22 protein-coding genes are annotated in these 24,707 nt (G+C 68.5%); 14 read left to right on the top strand and 8 right to left on the bottom strand.

What is annotated here, in order from left to right; translation table 11 throughout:
- Positions 1 to 38: 38 nt before the first annotated feature.
- The gene (locus EDC64_RS14360) at positions 39 to 602 is read left to right on the top strand and encodes a peroxiredoxin (protein ID WP_207916088.1); all 564 of its coding nucleotides are present in this window, start codon (positions 39 to 41) and stop codon (positions 600 to 602) included.
- Here EDC64_RS14360 and EDC64_RS14355 read toward each other — a convergent pair.
- On the bottom strand, positions 590 to 1,222 hold the full coding sequence (locus EDC64_RS14355; RefSeq protein ID WP_132032514.1) for a uracil-DNA glycosylase: 633 nt from the start codon (positions 1,220 to 1,222) through the stop codon (positions 590 to 592). The two genes, EDC64_RS14360 and EDC64_RS14355, sit on opposite strands and share 13 nt — an antisense overlap.
- A gap of 9 nt (positions 1,223 to 1,231) precedes the next feature.
- Complete coding sequence (locus tag EDC64_RS14350; protein WP_132032512.1) at positions 1,232 to 1,831, bottom strand: LabA-like NYN domain-containing protein; 600 nt, start codon at positions 1,829 to 1,831, stop codon at positions 1,232 to 1,234.
- Between the two features lie 199 nt (positions 1,832 to 2,030).
- On the opposite strand from EDC64_RS14350, the gene rpoZ reads away from it, so the two are divergent.
- The gene (gene rpoZ, locus EDC64_RS14345; RefSeq protein ID WP_132032511.1) at positions 2,031 to 2,420 is read left to right on the top strand and encodes a DNA-directed RNA polymerase subunit omega; all 390 of its coding nucleotides are present in this window, start codon (positions 2,031 to 2,033) and stop codon (positions 2,418 to 2,420) included.
- Between the two features lie 166 nt (positions 2,421 to 2,586).
- Here rpoZ and rimO read toward each other — a convergent pair whose 3' ends face one another.
- Both rimO and EDC64_RS14335 read right to left on the bottom strand, forming a co-directional pair.
- Positions 2,587 to 3,942, bottom strand: coding sequence for a 30S ribosomal protein S12 methylthiotransferase RimO (rimO, locus tag EDC64_RS14340; protein ID WP_132032509.1), 1,356 nt, complete (start codon positions 3,940 to 3,942; stop codon positions 2,587 to 2,589).
- 206 nt (positions 3,943 to 4,148) lie between these two features.
- Complete coding sequence (locus EDC64_RS14335) at positions 4,149 to 6,254, bottom strand: TonB-dependent receptor family protein (protein WP_245504713.1); 2,106 nt, start codon at positions 6,252 to 6,254, stop codon at positions 4,149 to 4,151.
- Between the two features lie 741 nt (positions 6,255 to 6,995).
- Here EDC64_RS14335 and exbB point away from each other — a divergent pair.
- The 12 genes from exbB to mdoH all read left to right on the top strand — a co-directional run bounded on the left by exbB (position 6,996) and on the right by mdoH (position 19,174).
- The gene (gene exbB / locus EDC64_RS14330) at positions 6,996 to 8,189 is read left to right on the top strand and encodes a tonB-system energizer ExbB (RefSeq protein WP_245504712.1); all 1,194 of its coding nucleotides are present in this window, start codon (positions 6,996 to 6,998) and stop codon (positions 8,187 to 8,189) included.
- 3 nt (positions 8,190 to 8,192) lie between these two features.
- Positions 8,193 to 8,705 (top strand): TonB system transport protein ExbD, encoded by a 513-nt coding sequence (gene exbD, locus EDC64_RS14325; protein WP_132032507.1) that lies wholly within the window; start codon positions 8,193 to 8,195, stop codon positions 8,703 to 8,705.
- Positions 8,702 to 9,553 carry an energy transducer TonB gene (locus EDC64_RS14320; protein ID WP_245504711.1) on the top strand — a complete coding sequence of 284 codons (852 nt, stop codon included), beginning with the start codon at positions 8,702 to 8,704 and terminating at the stop codon, positions 9,551 to 9,553. The genes exbD and EDC64_RS14320 overlap by 4 nt, the downstream gene beginning before the upstream one ends.
- 166 nt (positions 9,554 to 9,719) lie before the next feature.
- Complete coding sequence (gene glyA / locus EDC64_RS14315) at positions 9,720 to 11,033, top strand: serine hydroxymethyltransferase (protein WP_132032505.1); 1,314 nt, start codon at positions 9,720 to 9,722, stop codon at positions 11,031 to 11,033.
- A 25-nt stretch (positions 11,034 to 11,058) separates the two neighbouring features.
- A complete protein-coding gene (nrdR, locus tag EDC64_RS14310; protein ID WP_132032503.1) occupies positions 11,059 to 11,559 on the top strand; it encodes a transcriptional regulator NrdR in 501 nt (166 codons plus the stop codon).
- A complete protein-coding gene (gene ribD, locus EDC64_RS14305; protein ID WP_132032501.1) occupies positions 11,556 to 12,701 on the top strand; it encodes a bifunctional diaminohydroxyphosphoribosylaminopyrimidine deaminase/5-amino-6-(5-phosphoribosylamino)uracil reductase RibD in 1,146 nt (381 codons plus the stop codon). The genes nrdR and ribD overlap by 4 nt, the downstream gene beginning before the upstream one ends.
- Before the next feature lie 12 nt (positions 12,702 to 12,713).
- Entirely contained in the window at positions 12,714 to 13,325 is a 612-nt protein-coding gene (locus tag EDC64_RS14300; RefSeq protein WP_132032499.1) for a riboflavin synthase, read from the top strand.
- A 31-nt stretch (positions 13,326 to 13,356) separates the two neighbouring features.
- On the top strand, positions 13,357 to 13,848 hold the full coding sequence (gene ribH / locus EDC64_RS14295) for a 6,7-dimethyl-8-ribityllumazine synthase (RefSeq protein WP_132032497.1): 492 nt from the start codon (positions 13,357 to 13,359) through the stop codon (positions 13,846 to 13,848).
- Positions 13,845 to 14,324 carry a transcription antitermination factor NusB gene (gene nusB, locus EDC64_RS14290; protein WP_245504710.1) on the top strand — a complete coding sequence of 160 codons (480 nt, stop codon included), beginning with the start codon at positions 13,845 to 13,847 and terminating at the stop codon, positions 14,322 to 14,324. Before ribH ends, nusB begins: the two co-directional genes overlap by 4 nt.
- A gap of 1 nt (position 14,325) precedes the next feature.
- Positions 14,326 to 15,321, top strand: a complete 996-nt coding sequence (gene thiL, locus EDC64_RS14285) for a thiamine-phosphate kinase (protein ID WP_132032495.1) — start codon at positions 14,326 to 14,328, stop codon at positions 15,319 to 15,321.
- A gap of 131 nt (positions 15,322 to 15,452) precedes the next feature.
- A complete protein-coding gene (locus EDC64_RS14280) occupies positions 15,453 to 17,021 on the top strand; it encodes an OpgD/OpgG family glucan biosynthesis protein (RefSeq protein ID WP_132032493.1) in 1,569 nt (522 codons plus the stop codon).
- Complete coding sequence (gene mdoH, locus EDC64_RS14275; RefSeq protein WP_132032491.1) at positions 17,009 to 19,174, top strand: glucans biosynthesis glucosyltransferase MdoH; 2,166 nt, start codon at positions 17,009 to 17,011, stop codon at positions 19,172 to 19,174. The genes EDC64_RS14280 and mdoH overlap by 13 nt, the downstream gene beginning before the upstream one ends.
- Positions 19,175 to 19,288: 114 nt before the next feature.
- On the opposite strand, the gene EDC64_RS14270 is transcribed toward mdoH, so the two are convergent.
- The 4 genes from EDC64_RS14270 to EDC64_RS14255 form a co-directional block, all read right to left on the bottom strand.
- Positions 19,289 to 19,834 carry a hypothetical protein gene (locus EDC64_RS14270; RefSeq protein WP_132032489.1) on the bottom strand — a complete coding sequence of 182 codons (546 nt, stop codon included), beginning with the start codon at positions 19,832 to 19,834 and terminating at the stop codon, positions 19,289 to 19,291.
- A gap of 319 nt (positions 19,835 to 20,153) precedes the next feature.
- Positions 20,154 to 20,462: an SCP2 sterol-binding domain-containing protein gene (locus tag EDC64_RS14265; protein WP_132032487.1), complete on the bottom strand. Its 309-nt coding sequence runs from the start codon at positions 20,460 to 20,462 to the stop codon at positions 20,154 to 20,156.
- Positions 20,463 to 20,497: 35 nt separating this feature from the next.
- Complete coding sequence (locus EDC64_RS14260) at positions 20,498 to 22,288, bottom strand: acyl-CoA dehydrogenase C-terminal domain-containing protein (RefSeq protein WP_132032485.1); 1,791 nt, start codon at positions 22,286 to 22,288, stop codon at positions 20,498 to 20,500.
- A gap of 64 nt (positions 22,289 to 22,352) precedes the next feature.
- Positions 22,353 to 24,707 (bottom strand): 3-hydroxyacyl-CoA dehydrogenase/enoyl-CoA hydratase family protein, encoded by a 2,355-nt coding sequence (locus EDC64_RS14255; protein WP_132032483.1) that lies wholly within the window; start codon positions 24,705 to 24,707, stop codon positions 22,353 to 22,355.

The following is a 24,707-nucleotide window of genomic DNA, read 5'->3' as shown; positions in this document are numbered from 1 at the left end:
AGTGAGGGTCGGGCGTAATTTCCAGGGATTTGAACACCGTGAACGATTGGACGCAGCTTCCCGACGATCTGCCCGTCCCCGAGGACGACGGTGGGGCGCGACATCTTCCCGGTCTCGAGCTTCCCATCACCCGCCTTCCGGGCACCCATGGCCGCACGGTCGATCTATCCTCCCTGTCGGGCCGGGTCGTGGTGTTCTGCTATCCCCGAACGGGCGAACCGAACGTGCCCAACCCCGACGGCTGGGATGCCATTCCCGGCGCGCGCGGCTGCACCCCGCAATCCTGCGCCTTCCGGGACGCCCATGCGGACCTGCTGGCGCACGGCGTGTCGCATGTGTTCGGCCTGTCGACGCAGCCGACGGCGTACCAGCGCGAAGTGGCCGAACGGCTGGATTTGCCGTATCCGCTCCTCTCGGACCATACCCTCGACTTCGCCTCGACCATCAATCTCCCGACGTTCCGGGTGGACGGCATGGTCTTGCTGAAGCGGCTGACCCTGATCATCGAGGACGGCGCGATCGGGCACGTCTTCTACCCGGTGTTTCCGCCCCACACGAACGCTGCCGACGTCCTCGGCTTCATTCGGCGTTACCCGAGATAAGCGCGCACCGCCGCAAACACGCCGCGGAACATGTCGGGGGTGAGGACGCCGGTATTGGTGTTGTAGCGCGAGCAATGATAGCTCGAAAACAGCGCCCGCCCGGCGATCTCGGCCCGCCGGCCATGGCCGAACGGAACGTGGGCCGGCCGCGCGCCGAGCGCAGCGACCGTTGAATCATGGGCGATCTTGCCGAGCGTCACGATCGCCGTGAGATTCGGCATCGCGGCGATTTCGGCGGCGAGGAAGCCGCGGCAGGTGCGGATCTCCTGCGGCGTCGGCTTGTTCTCCGGCGGCACACAGCGCACCGCATTGACGATGCGGGCGTCGTGCAGGGCGAGGCCGTCATCGGGCCGGGCGTCGAACGTCCCGCTCGAGAACCCGAATTCGGCCAGCGTCGCATAGAGGAGCTGCCCGGCATAATCGCCGGTGAAGGGGCGGCCCGTGCGGTTCGCGCCCCGCACTCCCGGGGCGAGGCCGACCACGAGCAAGCGCGCCCCGGAAGGCCCGAAGCCGGGCACCGGCGCGTTGAACCAGGTCGGCTCGGCCGCGCGCCATTGCGCGCGGAACGCGGCGAGGCGGGGACAAAGGGGGCAGTCGCGCCCCGGTTCGCACGCCGCCATCGCGACCGCTCAGGCCTCGCCGGGATCGGTGGTGGGGCGCCGTTCCAGGAAGCGCGGCGTCTCCTGCATGCGGCCCTGCCGCTCGGAGGGGTCGCGGCCGATCTTCGGCTGAAGCTCGACGAGATCGATGAAGACGTCCGCCTGCCGGCGCAAATCGTCGGCGATCAAAGGCGGCTGGGTGGTGATGGTCGAGACCACGCTCACCCGCATGCCCCGGCGCTGCAGCGCCTCCACGAGGCAGCGGAAATCGCCGTCGCCGGAGAACAGCACGATATGGTCGACATGGCCTGCGAGCTCCATGGCGTCGACCGCGATCTCGATGTCCATATTGCCGCGCACGCGGCGCCGGCCCTGGGAATCGGTAAATTCCCGCGCCATCTTCGTGACGACGGAATAGCCGTTATAATCGAGCCAATCCAGAAGCGGGCGAATTGAAGAGTACTCTTGATCTTCGATCAACGTCGTATAATAGAAGGCCCGCAACAAATATCCTCGAGACTGGAATTCTTTGAGCAGTCTCTTATAATCGATGTCGAAGCCGAGTGCCTTCGTCGCCGAGTAGAGGTTGGCGCCATCGATGAGGAGGGCAATCTTTTCATTGGTGATCATCTACACGCCCGCAACTGATTGCTCTTCACACTGGAAGAATTTTAATCTGCCGCCCCCGGCGCGCCTTTCTCCTATGTTCCCAAGGGAACCGCAAGAGAAAAGTCAGAAATGGGGCTTGTCGGGACAAAAAATTTCAGGTAATAAGGTCGGCTTCCTAAATCTTCGCCCCTTACCGCCCTTGCAAGGGAGTGCCGAGTCCATGGCCCGTGTCACCGTTGAGGACTGCATCGACAAGGTCGAGAACCGGTTCGAGCTGGTCCTTCTCGCCGGCCACCGTGCCCGCATGATTTCCGCCGGATCGCCGATCACCATCGACCGCGACAACGACAAGAATCCTGTCGTCGCGCTGCGCGAGATCGCCGACGAGACGGTGATCCCGGAGGATCTCAAGGAAGATCTCATCCACTCGCTGCAGAAATACACCGAGGTCGACGAGCCTGAGCCCGAGGCCGTGCCGATGATCGCATCGAGCGAAGGCGGCTCCGCCGACGATTCGGACATCGTGCTCGACCGCATGACCGAAGAGGAATTGCTCGCCGGGCTCCAGGGCCTCGTGCCGCCCGAGCATTCCGACGAAGACGAGGGCTGATCCTCCCTCCCGGGTCTGTCCCGTATTATCCAAGGCGGCCTGCGGGCCGCCTTTTTCGTGGGGACGCGCGTTTGATGGCGCGCCACCCGCAGGTCGGCGCTCCGCGGGGCGCGGAACCCTCAGCCTGAGGCGGGTCCGCCGTGGGCGTCGCGGATCGGAGCGGGCGCTAAAATCCGACCGCGGTGCCGACCAGATCATAGGCGTCGGCCGCCTCGATCTTGACGGTCGCGATCTCGCCGACCCGAAGCGGCCGGCGCGAGGCGACGCGCACCCGCCCGTCGATCTCCGGCGCATCGCCTTTGGTGCGGCCGAAGGCGCCGGCCGGCGTGACGCTGTCGATGATCACCTGCTGACGCGTCCCGACCTTGCGCTTCAGGCGGCGCGCGGACACCGTCTGCTGCAGGCGCATGAGCCGGTCGTAGCGCTCCGCCTTGACCTCCTCCGGCACCGGCGGGGCGATGTCGTTGGCCGGCGCGCCCGCCACCGGCTCGAACTTGAAGCAGCCGACCCGGTCGAGTTCGGCCTCCGAAAGGAAGCCCAGCAGATCCTCGAATTCCGCTTCGGTCTCGCCGGGGAAGCCGACGATGAAGGTCGAGCGCAGCGTGAGATCCGGCACCGCCGCGCGCCAGGCCTGGACGCGCGCCAGCGTCTTTTCCTGGGAGGCCGGCCGCCGCATCCGCCGCAGCACGTCCGGATTGGCGTGCTGGAACGGGATGTCGAGATAGGGCAGCACCGTGCCCGCCGCCATCAGCTCCATCACCCGGTCGACATGGGGATAGGGGTAGACATAGTGCAGGCGCACCCAGGCGCCGAGTTCGCCCAGCGCCTCCGCGAGGTCGTAGAAGCGCGCCTGCCGCTCCTTCTCGCGCCACAGGCTCGGGGCATATTTGATGTCCACGCCATAGGCCGAGGTGTCCTGGGAAATGACGAGCAATTCCTTGACCCCGGCCTTCACCAGCCGTTCGGCTTCGCGCATGACTTCGCCGAGCGGCCGGCTGACGAGGTCGCCGCGCAGCTTGGGGATGATGCAGAAGGTGCAGCGATTGTTGCAGCCCTCGGAAATCTTCAGATAGGCGTAATGGCGCGGGGTGAGCTTGATGCCCTGCTCGGGCACCAGATCGAGGAACGGGTCGTGGCGGGGCGGCACCGCAGCGTGCACCGCTGCGAGAACGCTCTCATATTGCTGCGGGCCGGTGACGGCGAGCACGCCGGGATGCACCGCGCGGATCTGCTCCGGCTCGGCGCCCATGCAGCCCGTCACCACCACCTTGCCGTTCTCGGCCAATGCATCGCCGATCGCCGAAAGGCTCTCCGCCTTGGCGCTGTCGAGGAAGCCGCAGGTATTGACGATGACGAGATCGGCCCCGTCATGGCTGCGCGTCAGTTCATAGCCTTCCGCCCGCAGCCGCGTGACGATCCGTTCGCTGTCCACCAGCGCCTTGGGGCAGCCGAGGGAAACGAAGGAGATGCGCGGCGCATCCTTGTGCGCGTGCGGCGCGGCTTCAAGCGCGATGTGGGCCATTCGCGGGGGTGACTGCCAGAATGAGAGGAGGCAGAGCCGTTACGGGAGAGGGGCGCCGGCGTCAATCCCGCCGATCGCCCCTTCGGGCGGGCGCGATCACTTTGCGGCGATCGATCCGCCCGTCGCCGGGCCGGGCGGCACCGCCCCCGGCCCGGTCCACAAGGCGGAGCCGGCCAAGGGGATGCCGCCGTCGTCGCCGCATCGGCTCAGAACGAGACCTTCGTTCCGACATAGACCGCCCGCCCGTTGCCGGGCTCGAACAGCGCCTGGTTGGGCGCGGCGAGGGCGGTGACGTTGACGCTCGCAATATAGTTCACGTTGAACAAATTGCGCGCGTCGACATAGAAGAAAAAGCGCCCGCCGGGCGGCTCGTAGCCGGCCTTGAAGTTCAGCAGCGCGTAAGGCGACGTGTTCAGGGTGTTGGCATCGTCGACGTAATAGGCGGTCGGCACCCATTCGACGTTCGGTCCGGCAAAGAATCCGGCCGGATGCTTGTAGAGCAGCTCCGCGCGGATGTAATGGCGGGGAATTCCGGGCAGCTGGTTGTCGCCCCAGACCGGATCATTGTCGAAGAAGAAATCGGAATAGGTGTAAGCGAGGTTCAGCCAGACGCTGTCGAACGCCGCGCCCTGCGTGAACAGTCCCTGGAACAGGGACCAATTGGCGCCGACTTCGAGGCCCTGGTGGATCGTGTCGGAGAGGTTCACGACGGTGCAGGTGAGGCCCATGAGGACGCCGGTATCCTGGCATTGCAGCTCGTTCTGCACCCAGGACCGATAGAGCGAGACGTCCCAGTTGAAGGTCGGGCTGGTGCCGCGCGAGCCGAACTCGACCGTGGTCGCGGTCTGCGCCTCGAGATTGGCGATGTCGCCGACCGCGAAATTGGTCAATTCCGAGAAGGTGGGCACCTCGCCGGAGCGCGAGACGTTGCCGTAGAACTGGGCGTCGGGGCCGATCTCCCAGACGAAGCCGCCTTTGGGCAGGAAGAGCTGGTAGTCGTTGCCGCCGGACACGGTGCCGAGATAGGCGATGCGGCCGCGGCTGGCGTTGAGATACTGGAACGCGCCGACCAGAGCGAGGTCCGGCAGGACGTAGAAATTGTCCTCGGCATAGACCGTGGTGGTGGTGGCCTCGTCGGTCGAGAGATAGACCAGCCGCGCGGCATTGCCGTTCACATTGGTATAACGCTGGGCATCCACCGTCCCGGTGCCGTAATTGACGCCGACCACGAGGCGGTTGTCGAAGCCGCCGATGGTTCGCTCGTCGACGATCCGTCCGAACGCGCCATATTCCTCATAGCCGTAGTCCAGAACCTGGAAGATCGGGTGGACCAGGGACTTGTCGGTATAGAACAGGCCGGCATCGACCTTGGTCGTGTCCGAGAGGAGGAAGGTGGTCTTGTTGGCGACCCGCACCGACTGGATGTTGCGCTGATAGTCGAGCGCGATGTTGGTGGGGTTGGCGCTCTGCGGCGAGTTCAGCGCCACGGTCTTCGACACCGCGCCGGGGATTTCCTGCTGCACGTCGGTGGCGTTGAAATAGAAGCGGGTCTCCAGCGTGTCGGTGGGTTGCCAGCCGAAATTTGCGCTGCCGCGCGCATTGGTGCCGGCGGAATGCTGGCGGTATCCGTCGAGGGTGAGATAGGAGCCCGTGACGTAGCCGTCGAACGCGCCGTTGACGCCGCCGGCATTCGCCTGAATGCGCCCGAAGCCGAAGCTTCCGCCGTCGAGCCGGCCGCCGATGCCGGGATTGGAGCGCCCGGTGGGCGAGACGAAATTGATCGCGCCGCCGAGCGCATTGGCACCGTATTGATAGCCGTTGGCGCCCTTGAACACCTCGACATATTGATACGCGGTCGGATCGAGTTCCTGGAAATCGCCGCCGCCGTCCGCCGCCGAGAGCGGAATGCCGTCCTGGTAGAGCAGGATGCCGCGCATATGGGCGTTGCGGGAGATCCCCGAGCCGCGGATCGAGAGCCGCGTGTCCTCGCCCCATTTCGGCTGGGCGAACACGCCGGGCACGTAATCGAGCATGTCCTTGATGGTGGTGGCCGGCGTGTCCTGCCAGGCCTGCTCGGTCACGATTTCGACGCCGCCGGGCGTGAGGTTGATGGTCTCCCGCGCCTGCTGCGCCGAGAGCACCGTGAGGCTGCCGCCTTGTCCGGCCTGGACCGTGACGGTGGGAAGATCGAAGCTCGCGTCCTGCGCCGAGGCGAGCCCGGGAAGGCCGATGGCGGTGGTGGCGAGAAGCGCACGCAGAAAAGCGCGCCGGAGCGGCGCGGGGGAAACGATCGACATGAGAAGGACCCGCATTCGTTCGTCCCTCGGGGACGAAGCTGACCTGAAATGCTGCGGGAGCAGCGGCGATGGCGGTCAGGCGGGAACAGGCGGGGCGCGGGGCCGGGCGCTCTCGTGGCGCGGCGGGGCGGGCGGATCGATCTGGAGGCAGGGCTGCGGTGCGGCGGGGACGCAGGCGGCGCGGGGCGCATCGGCGTGCACCGGCTCCGGGAGAAGCGGAGTGGCGCCACCCAGCGGGCAGAGCAGGCAATGGGGTGGATGTCCCGCCGGCGCCTCGCCGCCCTGGTCGGGGCCGTCATCGAGATGAAGGCTGCAGAGTCCCGCGGCGTCCGCGATCCCGGTGGCGGCAGCCCCTGCCATCGCCCCGGCGGACAAGCCGCCGAGGATCAGGTTGACCACAAGGAGGTAGGAGAACAGCCAGCCGGATAGACGGGTCAGGGGCGCATGCGCACCGCGCGCCGCACCCGGGGCCCTTCGTCCCGGCCTTGGTGTCCCAGCTCTCATCCGTCCCAGCCTCGATCCAGCGCGGCAGCGCTGTATGGAGCGGCGCATCTGGTCGATCAGAATGGCCGTCCAAAGCCGCGCCGTCGCTGCGTCACGGGCGCGCGTTGGCCCGTGCAGTGCAAAAACACTTACACATCCGGGCCGTCCGGCGCTATAAAAGGACCAGCAAGCCATTCCGCGCCGCGGATCGCCAGCCAAGCCAGCCTCCATATTTCTGACGCCGGTGACTGCGCGATGACGATACGCGAATCCATGCCCATGCTCTCGATGCGCAGTGTGGCGCCGCCCGGCCGGGCCGGTCGGGTCGCGCTTTATCCAATCGTGCTGTGTCTGGTCCTCGGGGTCGCGGCGGGCATGGCCTTCGCTCAGCAGCCGGCCGGCACGCCGGCGGCGCCGAGTGCCGCCGCTCCGGCGACTCGACCGGCCGCGCCTCCCGCTGTATCCGCTCCCGCCGCATCGCCGCCCACCGCTGCGCCACTGGCCGCGCCGTCGCCGAACGGCGCCGCCGTCGCCCCGAATGCGCCGCGTTCTGTGCCGGCAGCCGCCCCGGTCGCCACACAGCCTTCGCCGAGCGCGCAACCTGCGGCACCAGGCCCCGCGCCCGGGACCGTTGCGCCCGGGACCCCCGCCGCCGCGCCGCCGGTCGCCGGTCCCGATGGCGGAACACCGGTCGCCGCGCCCGACGGCTCGGGCCTTCCCACCGACGCGCCGTTGCCGGATGCGCTGCCGCCGGCCGCCAATGCGACGCTGCCGCACAATCTGTCCCCCTGGGGCATGTTCATGGCCGCCGATCTGGTGGTGAAGGCGGTCATGATCGGCCTCGCCTTCGCCTCGGTGGTGACCTGGACGGTCTGGCTGGTGAAGACGCTCGAACTTTGGGCTGCCAACCGGGCGGTGCGCCGCACGCTCAAGCTGCTGCGGCAGGGCAGCGGCCTCGTGGCGATCGCCAATGAATTGCAGAAGCGGGGTGGCGCTGCCGCCGCGCTGGTGCGCGCCACTCTGGCCGAAGTCGAGGCCTCGCGGTCCCTGCCGGCCGAGGGCATCAAGGAGCGCGTGGCGGTGTCTTTGAATCGCATCGAGGCGGCGGCCGCGCGGCGCATGGTGATCGGCACCGGCCTGCTCGCGACGATCGGCGCGACGGCACCCTTTGTCGGCCTGTTCGGCACCGTCTGGGGCATCATGAACAGCTTCATCGGGATCTCGAAGGCCCAGACGACCAATCTCGCCGTGGTCGCGCCCGGCATCGCGGAGGCCTTGCTCGCCACCGCCATCGGCCTTGTCGCCGCGATCCCGGCGGTGATCATCTACAACGTGTTCGCCCGCGCCATCGCCAATTACAAAGCCTCGCTCGCCGACGCATCCGCCGAGGCGATGCGCCATCTCTCGCGCGATCTCGACCGCAACCAGGCGGGCATCGTGGCGCGCCTGCGCCCGGCGGCGGAGTGACGCATGGCCGCCAAGCTCGACCATGGCGGGGACGACCTCGCGGAGAATCACGAGATCAACGTCACGCCGTTCATCGACGTGATGCTGGTTCTGCTCATCATTTTCATGGTGGCGGCGCCGCTCGCCACGGTGGACATTCAGGTGGACCTTCCGACCTCCACCGCGCAGCAGCAGCAGCGACCGGACAAGCCCATCTTCCTGACCGTCAACACCCAGCTCGAACTGGCGCTGGGCAACGATCCGGTGCCGCGCGACGGCATCGCCCGGGTGCTCGACGCCGCGTCGAACAATGACCGCCAGCAACGCATCTTCGTGCGGGCCGACAAGGCGGTGAGCTATGGCGATGTGATGGAGGTGATGAATCTCCTGCGCAATGCCGGCTATCTGAAGGTCGCTCTGGTCGGCCTGGAAGGCACGTCGGCCGGCGCCGCGCCCGCCCCGAACGGAACCCCGCCCGCGGGCGGCGCTGCCGCGGCCCCGCCGCCCGCCGCCGCTCCCGCCGGAGCCGCGAGGTGACGGCGGTTCCTTGGCAGAACGAGCCGTCCCCCAAGGGGGATGGCGGCATCCTCACGCGCTATCTCGCGGCCGGGGCGGTGATCCTCGCGGTCCATGTCGGCGCGGTCTATTTCGCGCTCCACATGCGCCCCGCCGCCGAGCCGGCGCCGGCGGCCGCGGCGATGATGATCGACCTCGCCCCGGTGCCGGTGTCCGCGCCGTCCGAGGTGGAGGACGTCGCCCCCGGCCCGCAGATGATGCAGGCGCCGGAGCCGCTGCCCGATCTGCCCGAGGACATCGAGGAGGCGACGCCGCCGCCCGAGCCGATCGTCGAGCCGCTGCTCGAACTGCCCGATTTGCCGCCGCCGCCGCCGCTCGCCGAGGCTTTGCTGCCGCCGCCGCGTCCGGTCGAGACGGTGAAGGAGCCGCCGCCGCCGCTGCCGGTGGAGAAGCCGAAGCCCAAGCCGAAGGCCAGCCGCAAGCCACCGGCGCCCGTCACCAGCGCCGCGCCGCGGTCGGAGGCCCCGCGGTCGAACGCCACCGCGGCGCCGAGCGCCGGCGCGACCAGCTCGAACTCGACCGCCCCCGCCACCTGGCGCAGCCAGCTCATCGCCCATATCAACCGGCACAAGCGCTATCCGGCAGAGGCCCGCTCGGCCCGCCACGAGGGCACCGCGCGCCTGCGCTTTTCCATCGACCGCTCGGGCCGCGTCGTCGGGGCGACCTTGGTCGGCTCGGCGGGCTCGGCGATGCTCGACGAGGAAGTCATGCAGATGATCCGCCGGGCGTCGCCGGTGCCGGCCCCGCCGCCGGAAGTGCCGGGTGGCGTCATCACCTTCACCGTGCCGGTGAACTTCAATCTGAGGTGAGCCGGCAGGCCGCCGCGGCGGGCGCGCGCGCCGAGACCTCCGGAAGCCGCAGCCCAGCCATGCCGCGGCGAAAGCCCGTTGCTTTGGACACGCCTGCCACCCTGTGTTAAGCGGCACGCGGCCGCGCCGCCCGAGGGGCCGCGGCCGGAACCTTCGGAGACCGTCCATGGCATCGCACGATGCGACCCGCTCCTCCGTCAGCGAGGACCACGCCCGCTTCTTCTCCGCCCCGCTCAGCGAGACGGACGGCGAAATCGCCGCCGCCATTCAGGCCGAGCTCGGTCGCCAGCGCGACGAGATCGAACTGATCGCCTCGGAGAACATCGTTTCGCGCGCGGTGCTCGAAGCCCAGGGTTCGGTCCTCACCAACAAATATGCCGAAGGCTATCCGGGCCGGCGCTATTATGGCGGCTGCCAGTTCGTCGATGTCGCCGAGACGCTCGCCATCGAGCGCGCCAAGAAGCTGTTTAATTGCGGCTTCGCCAATGTGCAGCCGAATTCCGGCAGCCAGGCCAATCAGGCGGTGTTCTATGCGCTGATGCAGCCGGGCGACACCTTTCTCGGGCTGAATCTGGCGGCGGGCGGGCATCTCACCCACGGTTCGCCGGTGAACATGTCCGGCAAATGGTTCAAGGCGGTCGCCTATGGCGTGCGCGAAGACGACCAGCGCATGGATTACGAGGAGATCGCCCAGCTCGCCGACCAGCACAAGCCGAAGGTCATCGTCGCCGGCGGCTCGGCCTATCCGCGTGTCATCGATTTCGCGCGGATGCGGCAGATCGCCGACAGCGTCGGCGCCAAGCTGATGGTGGACATGGCGCATTTCGCCGGGCTGGTGGCCGGCGGCGTGCATCCGAGCCCGTTCCCGCACGCCCATGTCGCGACCACGACCACGCACAAGACCCTGCGCGGGCCGCGCGGCGGCATGATCCTGACCAATGACGAGGACCTCGCCAAGAAGTTCAATTCGGCGATCTTCCCCGGCATCCAGGGCGGGCCGCTGATGCATGTCATCGCCGCCAAGGCGGTGGCGTTCGGCGAGGCGCTGCAGCCGGGCTTCAAGCTCTATGCGAAGAATGTGGTGGAGAATGCGCGGGCGCTCGCCGAGACGCTGCGCGGCCACGGCTTCGCCATCGTCTCGGGCGGCACCGACACCCATCTCATGCTGGTCGACCTGCGGCCGAAGAGCCTGACCGGCAAGGTGTCCGAGATCGCCCTCGGCCGCGCCCACATCACCACCAACAAGAACGGCATCCCGTTCGATCCGGCGAAGCCGGCAGTGACCTCGGGCATCCGGCTCGGCACGCCCGCCTGTACCACGCGCGGTTTCGGGGTGAAGGAATTCCAGCAGGTCGGCGACATGATCGCCGAGGTGCTCGGCGTGCTCTCGCAAAAGGGCGTCGAGGAAGATAGTCTGGTCGAGCAGGCGGTCCGGGAGAAGGTTGCGGGCCTTCTCGATCGCTTCCCCATCTACGGCTGAGCGGGGCGCCGGAGGGGCGACAAGCATGCGCTGTCCTTATTGCGGGCACGAGGACACTCAGGTCAGGGACAGCCGCCCCACCGAGGAAGACACGGCCATCCGCCGCCGGCGGGTGTGCCCGAACTGCAATGGCCGCTTCACGACCTTCGAGCGCGTGCAATTGCGCGAACTGACGGTGGTGAAGCGCTCCGGCCGGCGCGAGCGATTCGACCGCGAGAAGCTCGCCCGCTCGGTGCACATCGCGCTGCGCAAGCGCGTGGCGGAGCCGGACACGGTGGATGCGCTGACCTCGCGTGTGGTGCGCAACCTCGAGAAGATCGACACCGACATTCCCACCGAATTCATCGGCGAGATGGTGATGCGGGAATTGAAGAAGATCGACGACGTCGCTTATGTCCGGTTCGCCTCGGTCTATCGCAATTTCCGCGAGGCCAAGGATTTCGAAAGCGTGCTCGATGAACTGGCCGCCGGGCGTCCGGCGGAGCCCAAGCCGGCCGGCGGCGACGGGCCGCGCCGCGCGGAGTGACCGTGTCCGCCCTGTCGCCGGCCGTCGCCACGCCCCAGGACGACGAACGCCTCATGGCGCTGGCTCTGGCGGTGGGGCAGGGCGGCCTCGGCCGCACCTGGCCCAATCCGTCCGTCGGCGCCGTCGTCGTGGTGCATGATCCCGCCGGCCCGCGCATCGTCGGCGAGGCAGTCACGGCACCGGCCGGCCGGCCGCATGCCGAGCCGGTGGCGCTCGCGCAGGCCGGTGCGGCGGCGCGCGGGGCGACGCTCTACGTCACGCTCGAACCCTGTTCGCATCACGGCCGCACGCCGCCATGCGCCGATGCCGTCATCGCTGCGGGCGTGCGCCGCGTCGTCGCCGCGATCGAGGATCCCGACCATCGGGTGCGGGGGCGGGGCGTCGCCCGCCTGCGGGCGGCGGGGATCTGGGTCACGGTCGGGGTCGGGGCGGAACAGGCGCGCGTCGACCATGCCGGCCATATCCGCCGGGTCACCGCCGCACGGCCGCACGTTCTTCTGAAGATGGCCGTATCCGCCGACGGAAAGGCCGGGCGGTCCGGTCCCGCTCCGGCCGCGATCACCGGGGAAGCGGCGCGCAAGCGGGTCCACCTGATGCGTGCCCAGGCCGATGCGATCCTGGTGGGGATCGGCACCGCTTTGGCCGACGATCCGATGCTCAATGTTCGCCTTCCCGGTCTCGAAGGACGCTCGCCGGTGCGGATCGTCCTCGACGGTGACCTGCGCCTGCCCGCGACATCGCGCCTGGCGCGCACCGCCGCCGAGGTGCCGGTCTGGGTGGTCGGAGCGGAGGACGCGCCGCTGGACCGCGAGCGGGCTCTGGTCGATCTCGGCATCGAGGTGCTGCGGGCGCCGCGCGCCGCCGGCGGACGGCTCGATCTGGCGTCGACGATGAAACTCCTCGGCCTGCTCGGCCTCACCCGCCTGATGGTCGAGGGCGGCCCGCAGCTCGCCGCCGCGCTCCTGGAGGCGGAATTGGTGGACGAGGTGGCGGTCTTTTCGAGCCCGGTGGTGCTCGGCGCGGACGCCGTCGATGCGCTGGCCGGGCGCGCCTTGACCCGGCTCACCGCCCCCGTGGGATTCGCGCAGGTCGAGCAGACCGGCTATGGCGAGGACAGCCTGCTGCGCCTCTGGCGCCGCTGAGAGGACAGGAAAATGTTCACGGGCATCGTCTCGGATATCGGCCGGATCGTCGGCATCGCCGCGCACAACGAGGTGCGGACCCTGACCATCGCCAGCAGCTACGACGCCGCGACCATCGCGCTCGGCGCCTCGATCGCCTGCTCCGGCGTCTGCCTCACCGTGACCGCGGTGCGCAGCGGCGGCCCCCTCGGCACGTTGTTTTCGGTCGACGCCGCCCCCGAGACACTGGCGGTCACGACGGCTGCGGTCTGGACCGAGGGGCGGCGCCTCAATCTCGAACGGGCATTGGGCATCGGCGCCGAGCTGGGTGGTCATCTCGTCACGGGTCATGTCGACGGGGCGATCCCGGTCGTCGCACGCGAGGATCTCGGCGAAACCAGCCGGTTCGTGTTCGATGCGCCGCCCGCTCTGGCGCGCTTCGTCGCGGCGAAGGGGTCGGTTTGCCTGGATGGAACTTCGCTCACCGTCAACGAGGTCGACGGCACGCGCTTCTCCTGCCTCTTGATCCCGCACACCCTCGCGGTCACCACCTGGGGCGAAGTCGGGGCGGGCGACCGGGTCAATCTCGAGGTCGACCTGATGGCGCGCTATGCCGCGCGGCTTGCAGAGTTCCCCCGGGGCTAGTACGCCTCGCGGGAATTCGGGAGACATGGCCATGGTGACCACGCGCAGCGACCGCGCGGGCGGAGAAGCGGAGCCGGTAACCGGCGCCCGCGTGCTGATCGTCGAGGGCCGCTATTACGAGGCTCTGGCGGACGAATTGCTCTCGGGCGCGCGCACCGTGCTCGATGCGGCGGGCGCGGAGATCGAGATCGTCACCGTCCCCGGCGCGCTGGAAGTGCCGGTGGCGGCGCAGATCGCGCTCGAGGGAGCCGAACTCGAAGGCCGGCCGTTCGAGGCCGTGGTGGCACTCGGCTGCGTGATCCGCGGCGAGACCTATCATTTCGAGATCGTCGCCGGGGAATCCGCGCGCGGCCTCATGGATGTCGCGCTCGCGAACGGCGTGCCGCTCGGCAATGGCATCCTGACGGTCGATACCGAGGCGCAGGCCTTCGAGCGCGCGCGCACCGGCGAGGGCGACAAAGGCGGCGGGGCGGCCGAGGCGGCGCTCGCGCTGCTGCGGCTCAAACGGCGGGTGATGCCGTGACCGACGCTCCCAAACCCCTCAAGAAGAGCGCCGCGCGGCTCGCTGCCGTGCAGGCGCTCTACCAGATGGATGTCGCCGCGACGCCCCTCAACGAGATCCTGGCTCAGTTCGAGACCCATTGGCTCGGCCAGGAGGTCGAAGGCACGCAATATCCCGAGGCCGACCGGCGGCTGTTCCGCGACATCGTGGAAGGCGTCCTGCGCGAGCAGCGGCGCATCGATCCGATGGTCGACCTGGCGCTGTCGGACGGCTGGCCGCTGAAGCGGGTCGAGACCGTGCTCCGCGCCAGCCTGCGCGCGGGGGCCTACGAACTGCTCGGGCGGCCCGACGTGCCGGCGCGGGTGGTGATCGCCGAATATGTCAATGTCGCGGGCGCCTTCCTCGAGCGGGACGAGACCGGGATGGTGAATGCCGTGCTCGACGCCCTGGCGCGCGACCTGCGGGCGCAGGAATTCGCGCGTCCCGGAGCGGCCTGACATGGAGGACGGAGACTCGGGCGAAGACCGGTTCATCGCCCGCTTCCTCCGCCCGCTCGCGGCCCACCCGGCCGCCCTCGGCCTGCGCGACGACGCCGCTTTGATCGCGCCGCCCGCCGGTACGGACCTCGTCGTCACCAAGGATGCGCTGGTGGCGGGGGTCCATTTCTTCGCCGACGATCCGCCCGGCGCGATCGCGCAGAAGGCGCTGCGGGTCAATCTGTCCGACCTCGCCGCAAAGGGAGCCGTGCCGTTCGGCGCTTTCCTCGCTCTGGCTCTGCCGCGCGAGGCGGACGAGGCCTGGCTCGAGGCGTTCTTTGACGGGCTCGGCGCCGATGTCGCGGCCTATGGTTGCCCGATCCTCGGCGGCGACACGGTGCGCACGCCGGGGCCGCTCACCCTCAGCGTCACCGCCCTCGGAACCGTGCCGCGGGGGGAGTTCGTGCCGCGCACCGGAGCGCGGCCGGGTCAGGCGATCATCGTCTCAGGGACCATCGGCGATGCCGCGCTCGGCCTGAAGCTGCGCCAGGAGCCGGGCCGCTTCGGCTTCCTCTCGCTGATCGAGACCCAGCGCGGGCATTTGTCGGATCGCTATCTCCATCCCCAGCCGCGGCTCGCTTTGGCGCCGCTCCTGCGCAGCTATGCCGCCGCCGCGATGGACGTGTCGGACGGGCTCGTCGGCGACGTTGCGAAGCTGCTCGTCGCCTCGGGATGCGGCGGATGGATCACCAGTTCCGACGTGCCCCTCTCCGCCGCTGCCGCGGCGGCCGTCGCGGCGGAGCCCGATCTTCTGCGCACGGCCCTGACCGGGGGCGACGATTACGAGATCGCGGCGGTCCTTCCGGTGGCGGCTCTGCCGGCCTTCGCCGAAGAGGCGCTCGCCCTCGGCATCCCGGTCTGCGTGATCGGCGAGACCTGCGTCGGCCGAGGGCTCGACGTGCTCGATGCGGCGGGCGATCCGCTCCAGTTCGGCGTCGGCAGCTACAGCCATTTCTGACCGCGCTTTGCTGCGCCCGATCTCGGGAACCGTTCGATCGCGGCACCGTTAAGCTGAGGCACCGCGCCCGGCATGCCGGTTTGTATATCCGGCTCCAGGCGCCCGCAGGCCCTCATCGAAGAGATTTCAGTATGCGCCGCCGCTCGTTCGTCCAGGCTGCCGCCCTTCTGCCCGTGGCGGGCGCGCTCGGCTATCCGTTCTGGCAGAATGTGATCGAGAGGGCGGAGGCGCAGGACAGGCCGGCCGGAGACCGCCAGGGCGCCGCACCGCCGGTGCCGTTCGATGCCTATTCCGTGCGGCAGCTTGCCCGTGAGCGTGCGCAGAAGCCGTTCCGCGCGCCCGACCAGAAGCTCCCCGGCCAGCTCGAAAAGCTGAGCTATGACGATTACCGCAACATCCGCTTCAACGGCGAGCGTGCGGTCTGGCGCGGCGAGGACCTGCCGTTCCAGGTGCAATTGATGCACCGGGGGTTTCTGTTTCGGGAGAAGGTGGACATCTATCTCGTCGCGGACGGGCAGGCGCGCCCGCTCGCCTATTCGCCCGATCTTTTCCGGTTCGAGCACGGGGTCGCGGCGCCCGATCCGAAGGATGCCGCGCTCGGCTTTTCCGGTTTCCGCCTGCACGCGCCGATGAACTCGCCGGACTATTTCGACGAGGTCGCCGCCTTCCAGGGGGCGAGCTATTTCCGCGCAGTGGCGAAAGGCCAGGTCTATGGCTCGTCGGCGCGCGGCCTCTCGCTGAAGACCGGCGACCCGGCGGGGGAGGAATTCCCGCTCTTCGTCGCCTATTGGATCGAGCGCCCGCGGCAGGGCGGCGATTCCATCGTGCTGCACGCCCTGCTCGACAGCCAGAGCGCCACCGCCGCTTTCCGCTTCACGATCCGTCCCGGCCAGAGCACCAATATGGCGATCGAGATGACGCTGTTTCCGCGCGTCGACATTGACCAGGCGGGCATCGGAACGCTGACCTCGATGTTCTTCTTCGGTCCCAACGACCGCGACGGGGTCGACGATTTCCGCCCCATGGTGTGCGATGCCGAGGCGCTGGCGATCAGCAACGGGCGCGGCGAGCGGCTGTGGCGGCCGCTGCAGAATCCGTCCCGGCTGGAATTCTCGGTGTTCGTCGATACCAATATGCGCGGCTTCGGCCTGATGCAGCGCCAGCGCTCCTTCTTCGATTATCAGGACCTCGAGGCCCGCTATGAAAAGCGCCCCAGCGTCTGGGTCGAGCCGATCGGCGATTGGGGGCAGGGCGCGGTCCATTTGATCGAGATTCCGACCCGCGAAGAAATCCACGACAACATCGTCGCGTTCTGGCGGCCCAAGGATCCGCTCCGCAAAGGCGGGGAATATTCCTACACCTATCGGCTGCACTGGGGCTGGGACAATCCGGACCCGACGCGGCTCGCCCGCTTCGGCACGACGCGAACCGGACGCGTCGGGGACAGCCGGCTGTTCGTGGTCGATCTGGTGGGGGAGACGATCGCTGCCGGCGACATGAAGGCCCTGCGGGCCGAGGTGTCCACCAGTGCCGGCACGGTGCGCGACGTGGTGCTCCAGCCCAATGCCGAGATCGGCGGCGCACGCCTGTCCTTCGTGCTGGACCCGCCGCAGGGCGAGGGGACCGCGGAATTGCGCGCCCAATTGATGCGCGACGCACAGGTGGTCTCCGAGGTGTGGGTCTATCGATGGAGAGCCTAGCGCGCGCCGAGGCCCATCTGCCACCGCCCGCACCGCCGCGCCGCGCCATCGTGCCGGCTTTGCCCGCGGAGACGCCGCTCGCCATGCCGATCCAGGGGCTGGCGCATCGCCCGGTGCGATCGGGGCCGCTGACCGCGGCCCCGCTCGGGATCTGGCTCCGCCGCCTGTTCGTGATCGGCGGCGCCGTCGGGCTGGCGGCCTTCGCGGCCTATGAGATGTATCTCGTTCTCTCGGTGGGCGCCTTGTCCTGGCTGGAAGGCATCGTGCTCGGCCTGTTCGTCGTGCTGTCCGCCTGGATCGCCTTCTCCTTCACCAGCGCCATCGGCGGCGTCTTCACCGTGCTGCGGCGCGGCGGGGGACAGCTGGGGATCGACCCCGACGCCCCCCTTCCGCAGCTGACGCGCCGCACCGCGCTGCTGATGCCGACCTATAACGAGACCCCGCACCGGGTACTGGCCGGCCTTCAGGCCACCTGCGAATCCCTCGCCGAGACCGGCCGCATCGGCCATTTCGACGTGTTCATCCTTTCCGACACCACGGATGCCGACGTCTGGGTGCAGGAGGAGGCCGGCTATCTCGCGCTGCGGGCGCGGCTCGACGGGGCAGGGCGGATCTTCTACCGGCGGCGGCCGCGCAACATCGACCGCAAGGCCGGCAACATCGCCGAATGGGTGACGCGGTTCGGCGGCGCCTATGATCATATGCTGGTGCTCGACGCCGACAGCCTGATGACCGGCGAGAGCATCGTGCGCCTCGCCGACGCCATGGAGCGGCATCCCGAGGCCGGTCTGATCCAGACCCTGCCCGCGATCGTCGGCGGCCGCACCCTGTTCGCGCGGGCGCAGCAATTCGCCGGCCGGCTCTATGGTCCGCTTCTCGCGCACGGGCTCGCCTGGTGGCACGGCCCGGACAGCAATTATTGGGGCCACAACGCCATCATCCGCACCCGCGCCTTTGCGGAAGCGGCCGGCTTGCCCCATTTGAGGGGACGAAAACCGTTCGGCGGCCACATCCTCTCGCACGACTTCATCGAAGCGGCGCTGATGCGGCGGGCCGGCTGGGCGGTGCATATGGCGCCGGGGCTGGAGGGCAGCTACGAGGAGGGGCCGCCCTCGATCACCGATCTCGCGGTGCGCGACCGCCGTTGGTGCCAGGGCAATCTCCAGCATGCGGCGGTGCTTCCGGCCCGCGGGCTCGCTTTCGTCAGCCGGCTGCATCTGTTGACCGGGATCGGCAGCTACATCACGGCGCCGCTCTGGCTCGCCATGCTGTTCGTCGGACTGCTGATCTCGCTCCAGGGGCGTTACGTGCCGCCCAATTACTTCCCGGACGGGTTCTCCCTGTTTCCAAGTTGGCCGGCACAGGATCCGGTACGCGCGGCCTGGGTTTTCGCGGGGACGATGGGGCTTCTGCTGGCTCCGAAGCTCATCGCCTATGTCCTGATGCTGTTCGACGGCAGGCGGCGTCGTGGCTTTGGCGGGGTGGCGGGATTTTTCGGCCTTCTGCTGGAGACGCTTCTGTCGGGGCTGATCGCCCCGGTCATGATGCTGGTGCAGTCGGGCGGGGTCGTCGGGATCCTGGCCGGCCGCGATTCCGGGTGGCAGCCGCAGCGCCGCGACGACGGCAGCGTGCCGTTCGGCGACATTGTCGGGCGCTATGGCGGGCATTGCCTGCTCGGCATCCTGCTCGGCGTCCTCGCCTATCTGATCGCGGCGCCGCTGTTCTGGTGGATGAGCCCGGTCATTCTCGGGCTCGTCCTGTCGGTCCCCCTGGCGGCTCTGACCGCCCGGCGGGACCTCGGAATGGCGGCACGGCGGCTGGGGCTCCTGGTCGTGCCGGAGGAACGCGATCCGCCGCGCATCGTGCTGCGGGCGGCGGAGCTCGTGGTGGAACTGAGCCGCGAGGCGCGCGAGGAGGATGCCGTGACCCGGCTGGTGCGTGATCCCGAGCTTGCTGCCGCCCACCGCGCCTTTCTGCCCTTCGGCGGCGCGCGGCCGCCGGGCGACCACAGCCCGGAGCGCCTCGTGGCGCGCGCCAAGATCGAGGATGCGCGGGACTTCGCCAGCGCGGTCCGCGCGCTCACCGCGAAAGAGAAGGCGGCGGCCTTGGGCGATGCGCAGGCCCTCGACCGCCTGATTCAGCTCGCAGGTTAGGCCGCCGGTGCGATAAAACCCGTGTCGCCGCGCACGCGGACAAAAAAACCCCGCCCGGATGGGGCGGGGTCTTCGGATCAGACGATCCGGGCCGGAAAATCGCCGGCCGGCGGATCACCAGCCGGGACGGCAGTGAAGGCCGCCATACGGCCCGCGCCAGCAATAGCCGTGGCCCCAATAGGGTCCCGGCCCGTAGCCCGGCCCATACCACCAATCGATGAACAGGCTGGGATTGGTGCCGTTCTTCGGCGGGTCGCCGCCCAGAACCTTGAACGTATAGGTCAGCGAATCGCCGTTCAGCACCGGGTTGGTCAGCTCGACCACGGCCGTGGCAGGCTTGCCGTCCACGGTGACCGCGAGGGTCGCGTTCGGCGGATCCTTCTCGAAGTCGCTCTTGCCGGTGGTCCAGAACTTGACGAAAGCGGGGGTCGGCGCATCGCCGGTCATCCGCTCCGGGCGATCCGTGAACATCAGGGTCTGCGGCGCCACACCCTTGAGGGTGAGGGTGTTGCCGTCGACCGTGACGGAATCCGCGACCTGGACGAACAACCAGTTCGCCGGCTTCATTTCCTCGGCTCCGGCCGGCTTGGCGCTCTGCGCGTTGGCCAGCCCGACGGCGCCGACCAAAGCGATCAGCGCGCCGTAAATCACTGATTTCATGGCTTTCTCTCCAAGCGGGGGTATCGTTCCTCACCGCGGCACGAACATAGCACCGCGCCCGCCGGTTGCCAGCCCGGATCGCCGTTTCAAACGGATTAGAAATCATTAAATTAAGGATATGCAGGCAGCCTTAAAGAAGGGCGTCCGTTGCGTGAACGTCACGTCTTTGGCGCGATGCTGCAGATCCTGGCCGTCACGTCGCCGCTTGTTCAAACCCCAAAGTAAACGCTCCGATAGGCCAGTTTTTGATTAAGAGCGGCGCCTTTTCTGCAACGGATTGTTGCGCCGGCATCGGGTCGGCCACACGCAAGGGTTGCCGTTATCCGTCCAGCAGTCCGGCAAGCTTGAGCGCAACGCCCTGCGAGCCCTCGACGCGGAGCCGGCCGGTGGAGAACGCCATCATCGGGCCGATCCGGCCGGTGATGAGCTTGTCCAGGGTGTCGGTGGACAGGGTGAGGACGGCTTCCGCCTCTCCAGGGCCGGCGCTGATGTCCGCGGTGGCGCCGGTCGCGTCGAGCAGGATCGAATCCTTCACGTCCGTCAGGTCGAAGCGGATGCGGTGGCCGAGGCCGGACAGCGCGTCGGCGCGCGCCTGGAGGGCTTCGATGAGGGAGGCGGTGTCGGCCATGGGATCCTTTCGGGCGACTGCGCGGGGTGCGAGTGTCAGAATTGGGCGGGGTCGAGCGCCATCATGCTCGATTTTCCGGCTTTGATGGCGCCCCAGAGCGCCGCGGCCTCGGGCAGGAGGCGGTCCATATAGAATCGGGCGGTGGCGATCTTGGCATCGTAGAACGCAGTGTCCGCGCCGGGTTCGACCCGCTTTTCGGCTGCCACCTTCGCCATGCGCGCCCACATATAGCCGAGCGCGACCACGCCGAAGAGCCGGAGATATTCGGTCGCGGCGGCGCCCGCTTCGTCGGGGTCCCTGAGGCCTTTCTCGGCGATGAAGCCGGTTGCGAGCTGGAGCGCGCCGAACGCCTTGCCGAGCGGCCCGACCAGCGGGCCGACCACTTCGTGGTCGAGATGGGCGTCGATGAAATCGAGGACCGGATGGAAGAAGGCCCGCAGATAGCGGCCGGTATGGGCCGGCAGCTTCCGCCCGACGAGATCGAGCGCCTGGATGCCGTTGGTGCCCTCATAGATCATGGCGATCCGGGCGTCGCGGACATATTGCTCCATGCCGTGGTCGCGGATGTAGCCGTGTCCGCCATAGACCTGCATCCCGAGCGAGGCGTTGAGGAAGCCGAGATCGGTGAACAGCGCCTTGACGATCGGCGTCATCAAAGCGGTGAAGTCCTCGGCCGTCCGGCGTTCCTCCGGATCCTCGGAGCGCTCCATCAGATCGAGATTGCGCGACACCCAGCCGGCGAGCGCGCGGCAGCCCTCATTATAGGCCCGCATGGTCATCAGGGTGCGGCGCACGTCGGGATGGACGATGATCGGGTCGGCCGGCAGATCGGGATGCTTCGCGCCGGACAAGGCGCGGCCCTGAAGCCGCTCGCGGGCATAGGCGACGGCGCTCTGATAGGCGGCCTCGCCGACCCCGAGGCCCTGGGTTCCGACCGACAGGCGCTCGGAATTCATCATCGAGAACATCGCCCGCATGCCCTTGTGGGGCTCGCCGACCAGCCATCCGGTGGCGCCGTCGAACGACATCTGGCAGGTCGATGAGCCATGGATGCCCATCTTGTGCTCGATCCCGGTGCACATCACGCCGTTGCGCATGCCGGGGCGGCCGTCGGGGCCGGGCAGGAATTTCGGCACCAGGAACAGGCTGATCCCCTTGATGCCCTTGGGCGCGTCCGGCAGGCGCGCGAGCACCAGATGGACGATGTTCTCGGTGAGATCGTGCTCGCCGGCCGAAATGAAGATCTTGTTGCCGGTGATGGCATAGGAGCCGTCGGGCTGCGGCTCGGCGCGGGTGCGCAGCAAACCGAGATCGGTGCCGCAATGCGGCTCGGTCAGGCACATCGTGCCGGACCAGGTGCCTTCCACCATCTTCGGCAGGAAGCGCGCCTTCAGTTCCTGCGGGGCGTGGTGGGAGAGCGCGACATACGCCCCGTGGGTCAGGCCGGGATAGAGGCCGAAGGCGAGATTGGCCGAGCACATCATCTCCTCGATGAGCTTGGTCACGCTCGCGGGCAGGCCCTGGCCGCCCCATTCGGGATCGCAGGCGATGCCGTTCCAGCCGCCTTCCACATAGGTGCGGTAGGCGTCCTTGAAGCCTTTCGGCGTGCGCACCACGCCGTTCTCATAGGTGCAGCCCTCGGTGTCGCCCGACGCATTCAGCGGCGCGAGCACCTCGGTCACCAGCTTGGCGGCCTCTTCCAGCACGGCGTCGATCAGGTCCGGCGTGATCTCCGACAGGCCCTTCATGTCCTTCAGCGTGTCGGATCCGTGCAGTTCGTGCAGCACGAACCGCATGTCGCGAAGCGGGGGCTGATAGACCTGCATGGCGGCGTCTCCCGAGTGTCTTTGCGGTGGGGGCGGCCCCGCGCGGAGCGCGCGAGGCGCAGGCTCAGTTGCGCAGCGGCCGGCCGGTTTCCAGCGTGTGCTCGATGCGCGCCAGCGTGGCATGGGTGCGGATGAGGCGCATGAAGCTCTCGCGCTCCAGCTCCAGGATCTGCGCCTCCGTCACCGGCTCGATATGGTCGGCCTTGCCGCCGGACAGAACGGTCGCCAGCGCGTCCGCAACGACGAGGTCGTGCTTGGTCGCGACGCCGCGGCGGTGGAAGCCCTCGGCCGCCATCACCATGGCGGTCTTGCCCGAGGGGCCGGGCAAGGTGAGGTCCACCGGCTTCGGCGGCGCATAGGCCTCCACCATAGCGAGGGCGCGGGCCTTCGCGTCGGCGAGCAGCCGGTCCCGGTTCATGGTGATGCCGTCGCCGGCGCGCAGGAACAGCAGGTCCTTGGCCTCGGCGGCGGACTTCGACACGGTTGCGACAGATACGGTCTCGAACACCTTGGAGGGCGCCGGCATCGGTCCTTTGGGCATGGACGGCTCGGCCTGCCAGCGCGTCAGCATCTCCTTGCAGCCGCCCCAGCCGGGAATGAGGCCGACGCCGCATTCGACGAGGCCGATATAGCTCTCGGCGTGGGCCTGGACGGCGCTCGAATGCAGCAGCAGTTCGCAGCCGCCGCCGAGCGCCATGCCGGCGGGCGCCGCGACCACCGGGAAGGGCGCGTATTTGAGGTCCTGATAGACCTTCTGCCCGGTCGAGACGAGCTTCTCCACCTCGCCGAAGGCGGCGATGTTGCAGGCGAAGAGCGCGAGGCCGAGATTGGCGCCGACGGAGAAATTGGTGCCCTCGTTATAGATCACGAGCGCCTTGTGCTTCTCCTTCACCAGCTTCAGCGCCTTGCCGAGCAGACCGATAATGCCGTCGTCGAGCGAGTTGCCCTTGCTGGTGAATTCCAGGCAGAGCACGCCGTCGCCGATATCCCACAGTGCCGCCGATCCGTTCTTCAGCACGGGGGCGGTCTTCAGCTTGATGTCGGCGAGCAGCAGCACGCCCTCCGGTCGCACGATGTCGCGATACACCCCATCGACGCCGAGATATTGCCGCGTGCCGTCCGCGACCCGGTAGAAGGGCTGACTCTCCGCCAGCGCCAGAAGCGGCGGGATGTCCGCGCCGTCCTGCTTCAGGCGGGCGATGAGCGCGGCGGCGCCGATCCGGTCGATCAGCTCGAACGGTCCCCATTTCCAATTGTAGCCGAGGCGCATGGCCTCATCGATGGCGACGATGTCGTCGGCAGCCTCCGGCACCAGCCGCGCGGCGTAAGCGAGGGTGCGGCCGAGCACCCGCCAGGCATACCGCCCCATCGGCACCGGGGCGCCGATCAAAGCGGCGAGATCCTTCTCCGCGCCCTCGGGCAGCGCCGCCTTTTCTTCCGTGCGGTATGCCCCGCTCGAAAGGTCGATAGCCTCCTTCACCTTGCCGCCATCGGCGCGGTTGAGGCGGTAGAAGCCGCCTTTGCCCTTGCGGCCGGTATAGCCGGTGCGGATCATTTCCTCGATCAAAGGCACGTCGCGCAGCACGGCATGGAACGGATCGTCGGCCGGCAGCGCACGCTTCAGGCTGCCCTGAACGTGCGGCATGAGGTCGAGGCCGACCAGATCGAGAAGGCCGAACACGCCGGTCTTGGGGAAGCCGAACGGCCGGCCCATCACGGCGTCCGCCTCCTCGACGCTCAGGCCGAGATCGAGCGCTTCGATCACCGCGGCCTGCAGCCAATAGGTGCCGAGGCGGTTGGCGATGAAACCGGGCGTGTCCTTGCAGGGCACCACGGTCTTGCCGAGCTTGAGGTCGGCGAAGGCCGAGACGCGGGCGAGGCTCGCGGGATCGGTCTCCGGCCCGGCCACCACTTCCAGCAGCCGCATGTAGCGCGGCGGATTGAAGAAATGGGTGATCAGGAAATCGCGCCGGAAGCCGTCCGGCAGGCCGCGCGTGAGATCGCCGAGAGGGATGGTCGAGGTGTTGGAGGAGACCGGCGTGCCGGGCGCGCGCGCCGCATCGATCCGGGCATAGAGCGCCTGCTTGACGTCCAGCCGCTCCACCACGGCCTCGATGATCCAGTCGCACGCGGCGAGCTTTTCGAGATCGTCCTCGATGTTTCCCGGCACGACGAGGCGCGCATTGCGCTTCGCCATGAAGGCGGCGGGCTCGGCCTTTTCCAGCTTCGCGATGGCGCCTTTGGCGATGGCGCTGCGGTCGTCCGCGCCTTCCGGGACGATGTCGAGCAGCAGCGTCTCGATTCCCGCATTGGCCACCTGCGCCGCGATGCCGGCGCCCATGACGCCGGCGCCGATGACGGCGACCTTGCGGATGTCGCGGGTCTTTGCGGGCTTCCCGGCCTGTCCGTTCTCGCTCAT

This window comes from Aquabacter spiritensis, from assembly GCF_004346185.1.
GTDB lineage: Bacteria > Pseudomonadota > Alphaproteobacteria > Rhizobiales > Xanthobacteraceae > Aquabacter > Aquabacter spiritensis.
Note: the sequence above shows the minus strand (reverse complement) of the source record. Positions and strands in the feature narration are given on the sequence as shown.

Coding starts and splice junctions, on each gene's coding strand:
- EDC64_RS14300 (WP_132032499.1), top strand. CDS start 12,714: ATGTTCACGGGCATCGTCTCGGATATCGGCCGGATCGTCGGCATCGCC.
- EDC64_RS14265 (WP_132032487.1), bottom strand. CDS start 20,462: ATGGCCGACACCGCCTCCCTCATCGAAGCCCTCCAGGCGCGCGCCGAC.
- exbD (WP_132032507.1), top strand. CDS start 8,193: ATGGCCGCCAAGCTCGACCATGGCGGGGACGACCTCGCGGAGAATCAC.
- EDC64_RS14335 (WP_245504713.1), bottom strand. CDS start 6,254: ATGCGGGTCCTTCTCATGTCGATCGTTTCCCCCGCGCCGCTCCGGCGC.
- ribH (WP_132032497.1), top strand. CDS start 13,357: ATGGTGACCACGCGCAGCGACCGCGCGGGCGGAGAAGCGGAGCCGGTA.
- rimO (WP_132032509.1), bottom strand. CDS start 3,942: ATGGCCCACATCGCGCTTGAAGCCGCGCCGCACGCGCACAAGGATGCG.
- nrdR (WP_132032503.1), top strand. CDS start 11,059: ATGCGCTGTCCTTATTGCGGGCACGAGGACACTCAGGTCAGGGACAGC.
- mdoH (WP_132032491.1), top strand. CDS start 17,009: ATGGAGAGCCTAGCGCGCGCCGAGGCCCATCTGCCACCGCCCGCACCG.
- EDC64_RS14260 (WP_132032485.1), bottom strand. CDS start 22,288: ATGCAGGTCTATCAGCCCCCGCTTCGCGACATGCGGTTCGTGCTGCAC.
- EDC64_RS14355 (WP_132032514.1), bottom strand. CDS start 1,222: ATGGCGGCGTGCGAACCGGGGCGCGACTGCCCCCTTTGTCCCCGCCTC.
- EDC64_RS14270 (WP_132032489.1), bottom strand. CDS start 19,834: ATGAAATCAGTGATTTACGGCGCGCTGATCGCTTTGGTCGGCGCCGTC.
- EDC64_RS14280 (WP_132032493.1), top strand. CDS start 15,453: ATGCGCCGCCGCTCGTTCGTCCAGGCTGCCGCCCTTCTGCCCGTGGCG.
- exbB (WP_245504712.1), top strand. CDS start 6,996: ATGCCCATGCTCTCGATGCGCAGTGTGGCGCCGCCCGGCCGGGCCGGT.
- EDC64_RS14350 (WP_132032512.1), bottom strand. CDS start 1,831: ATGATCACCAATGAAAAGATTGCCCTCCTCATCGATGGCGCCAACCTC.
- rpoZ (WP_132032511.1), top strand. CDS start 2,031: ATGGCCCGTGTCACCGTTGAGGACTGCATCGACAAGGTCGAGAACCGG.
- thiL (WP_132032495.1), top strand. CDS start 14,326: ATGGAGGACGGAGACTCGGGCGAAGACCGGTTCATCGCCCGCTTCCTC.
- EDC64_RS14255 (WP_132032483.1), bottom strand. CDS start 24,707: ATGAGCGAGAACGGACAGGCCGGGAAGCCCGCAAAGACCCGCGACATC.
- glyA (WP_132032505.1), top strand. CDS start 9,720: ATGGCATCGCACGATGCGACCCGCTCCTCCGTCAGCGAGGACCACGCC.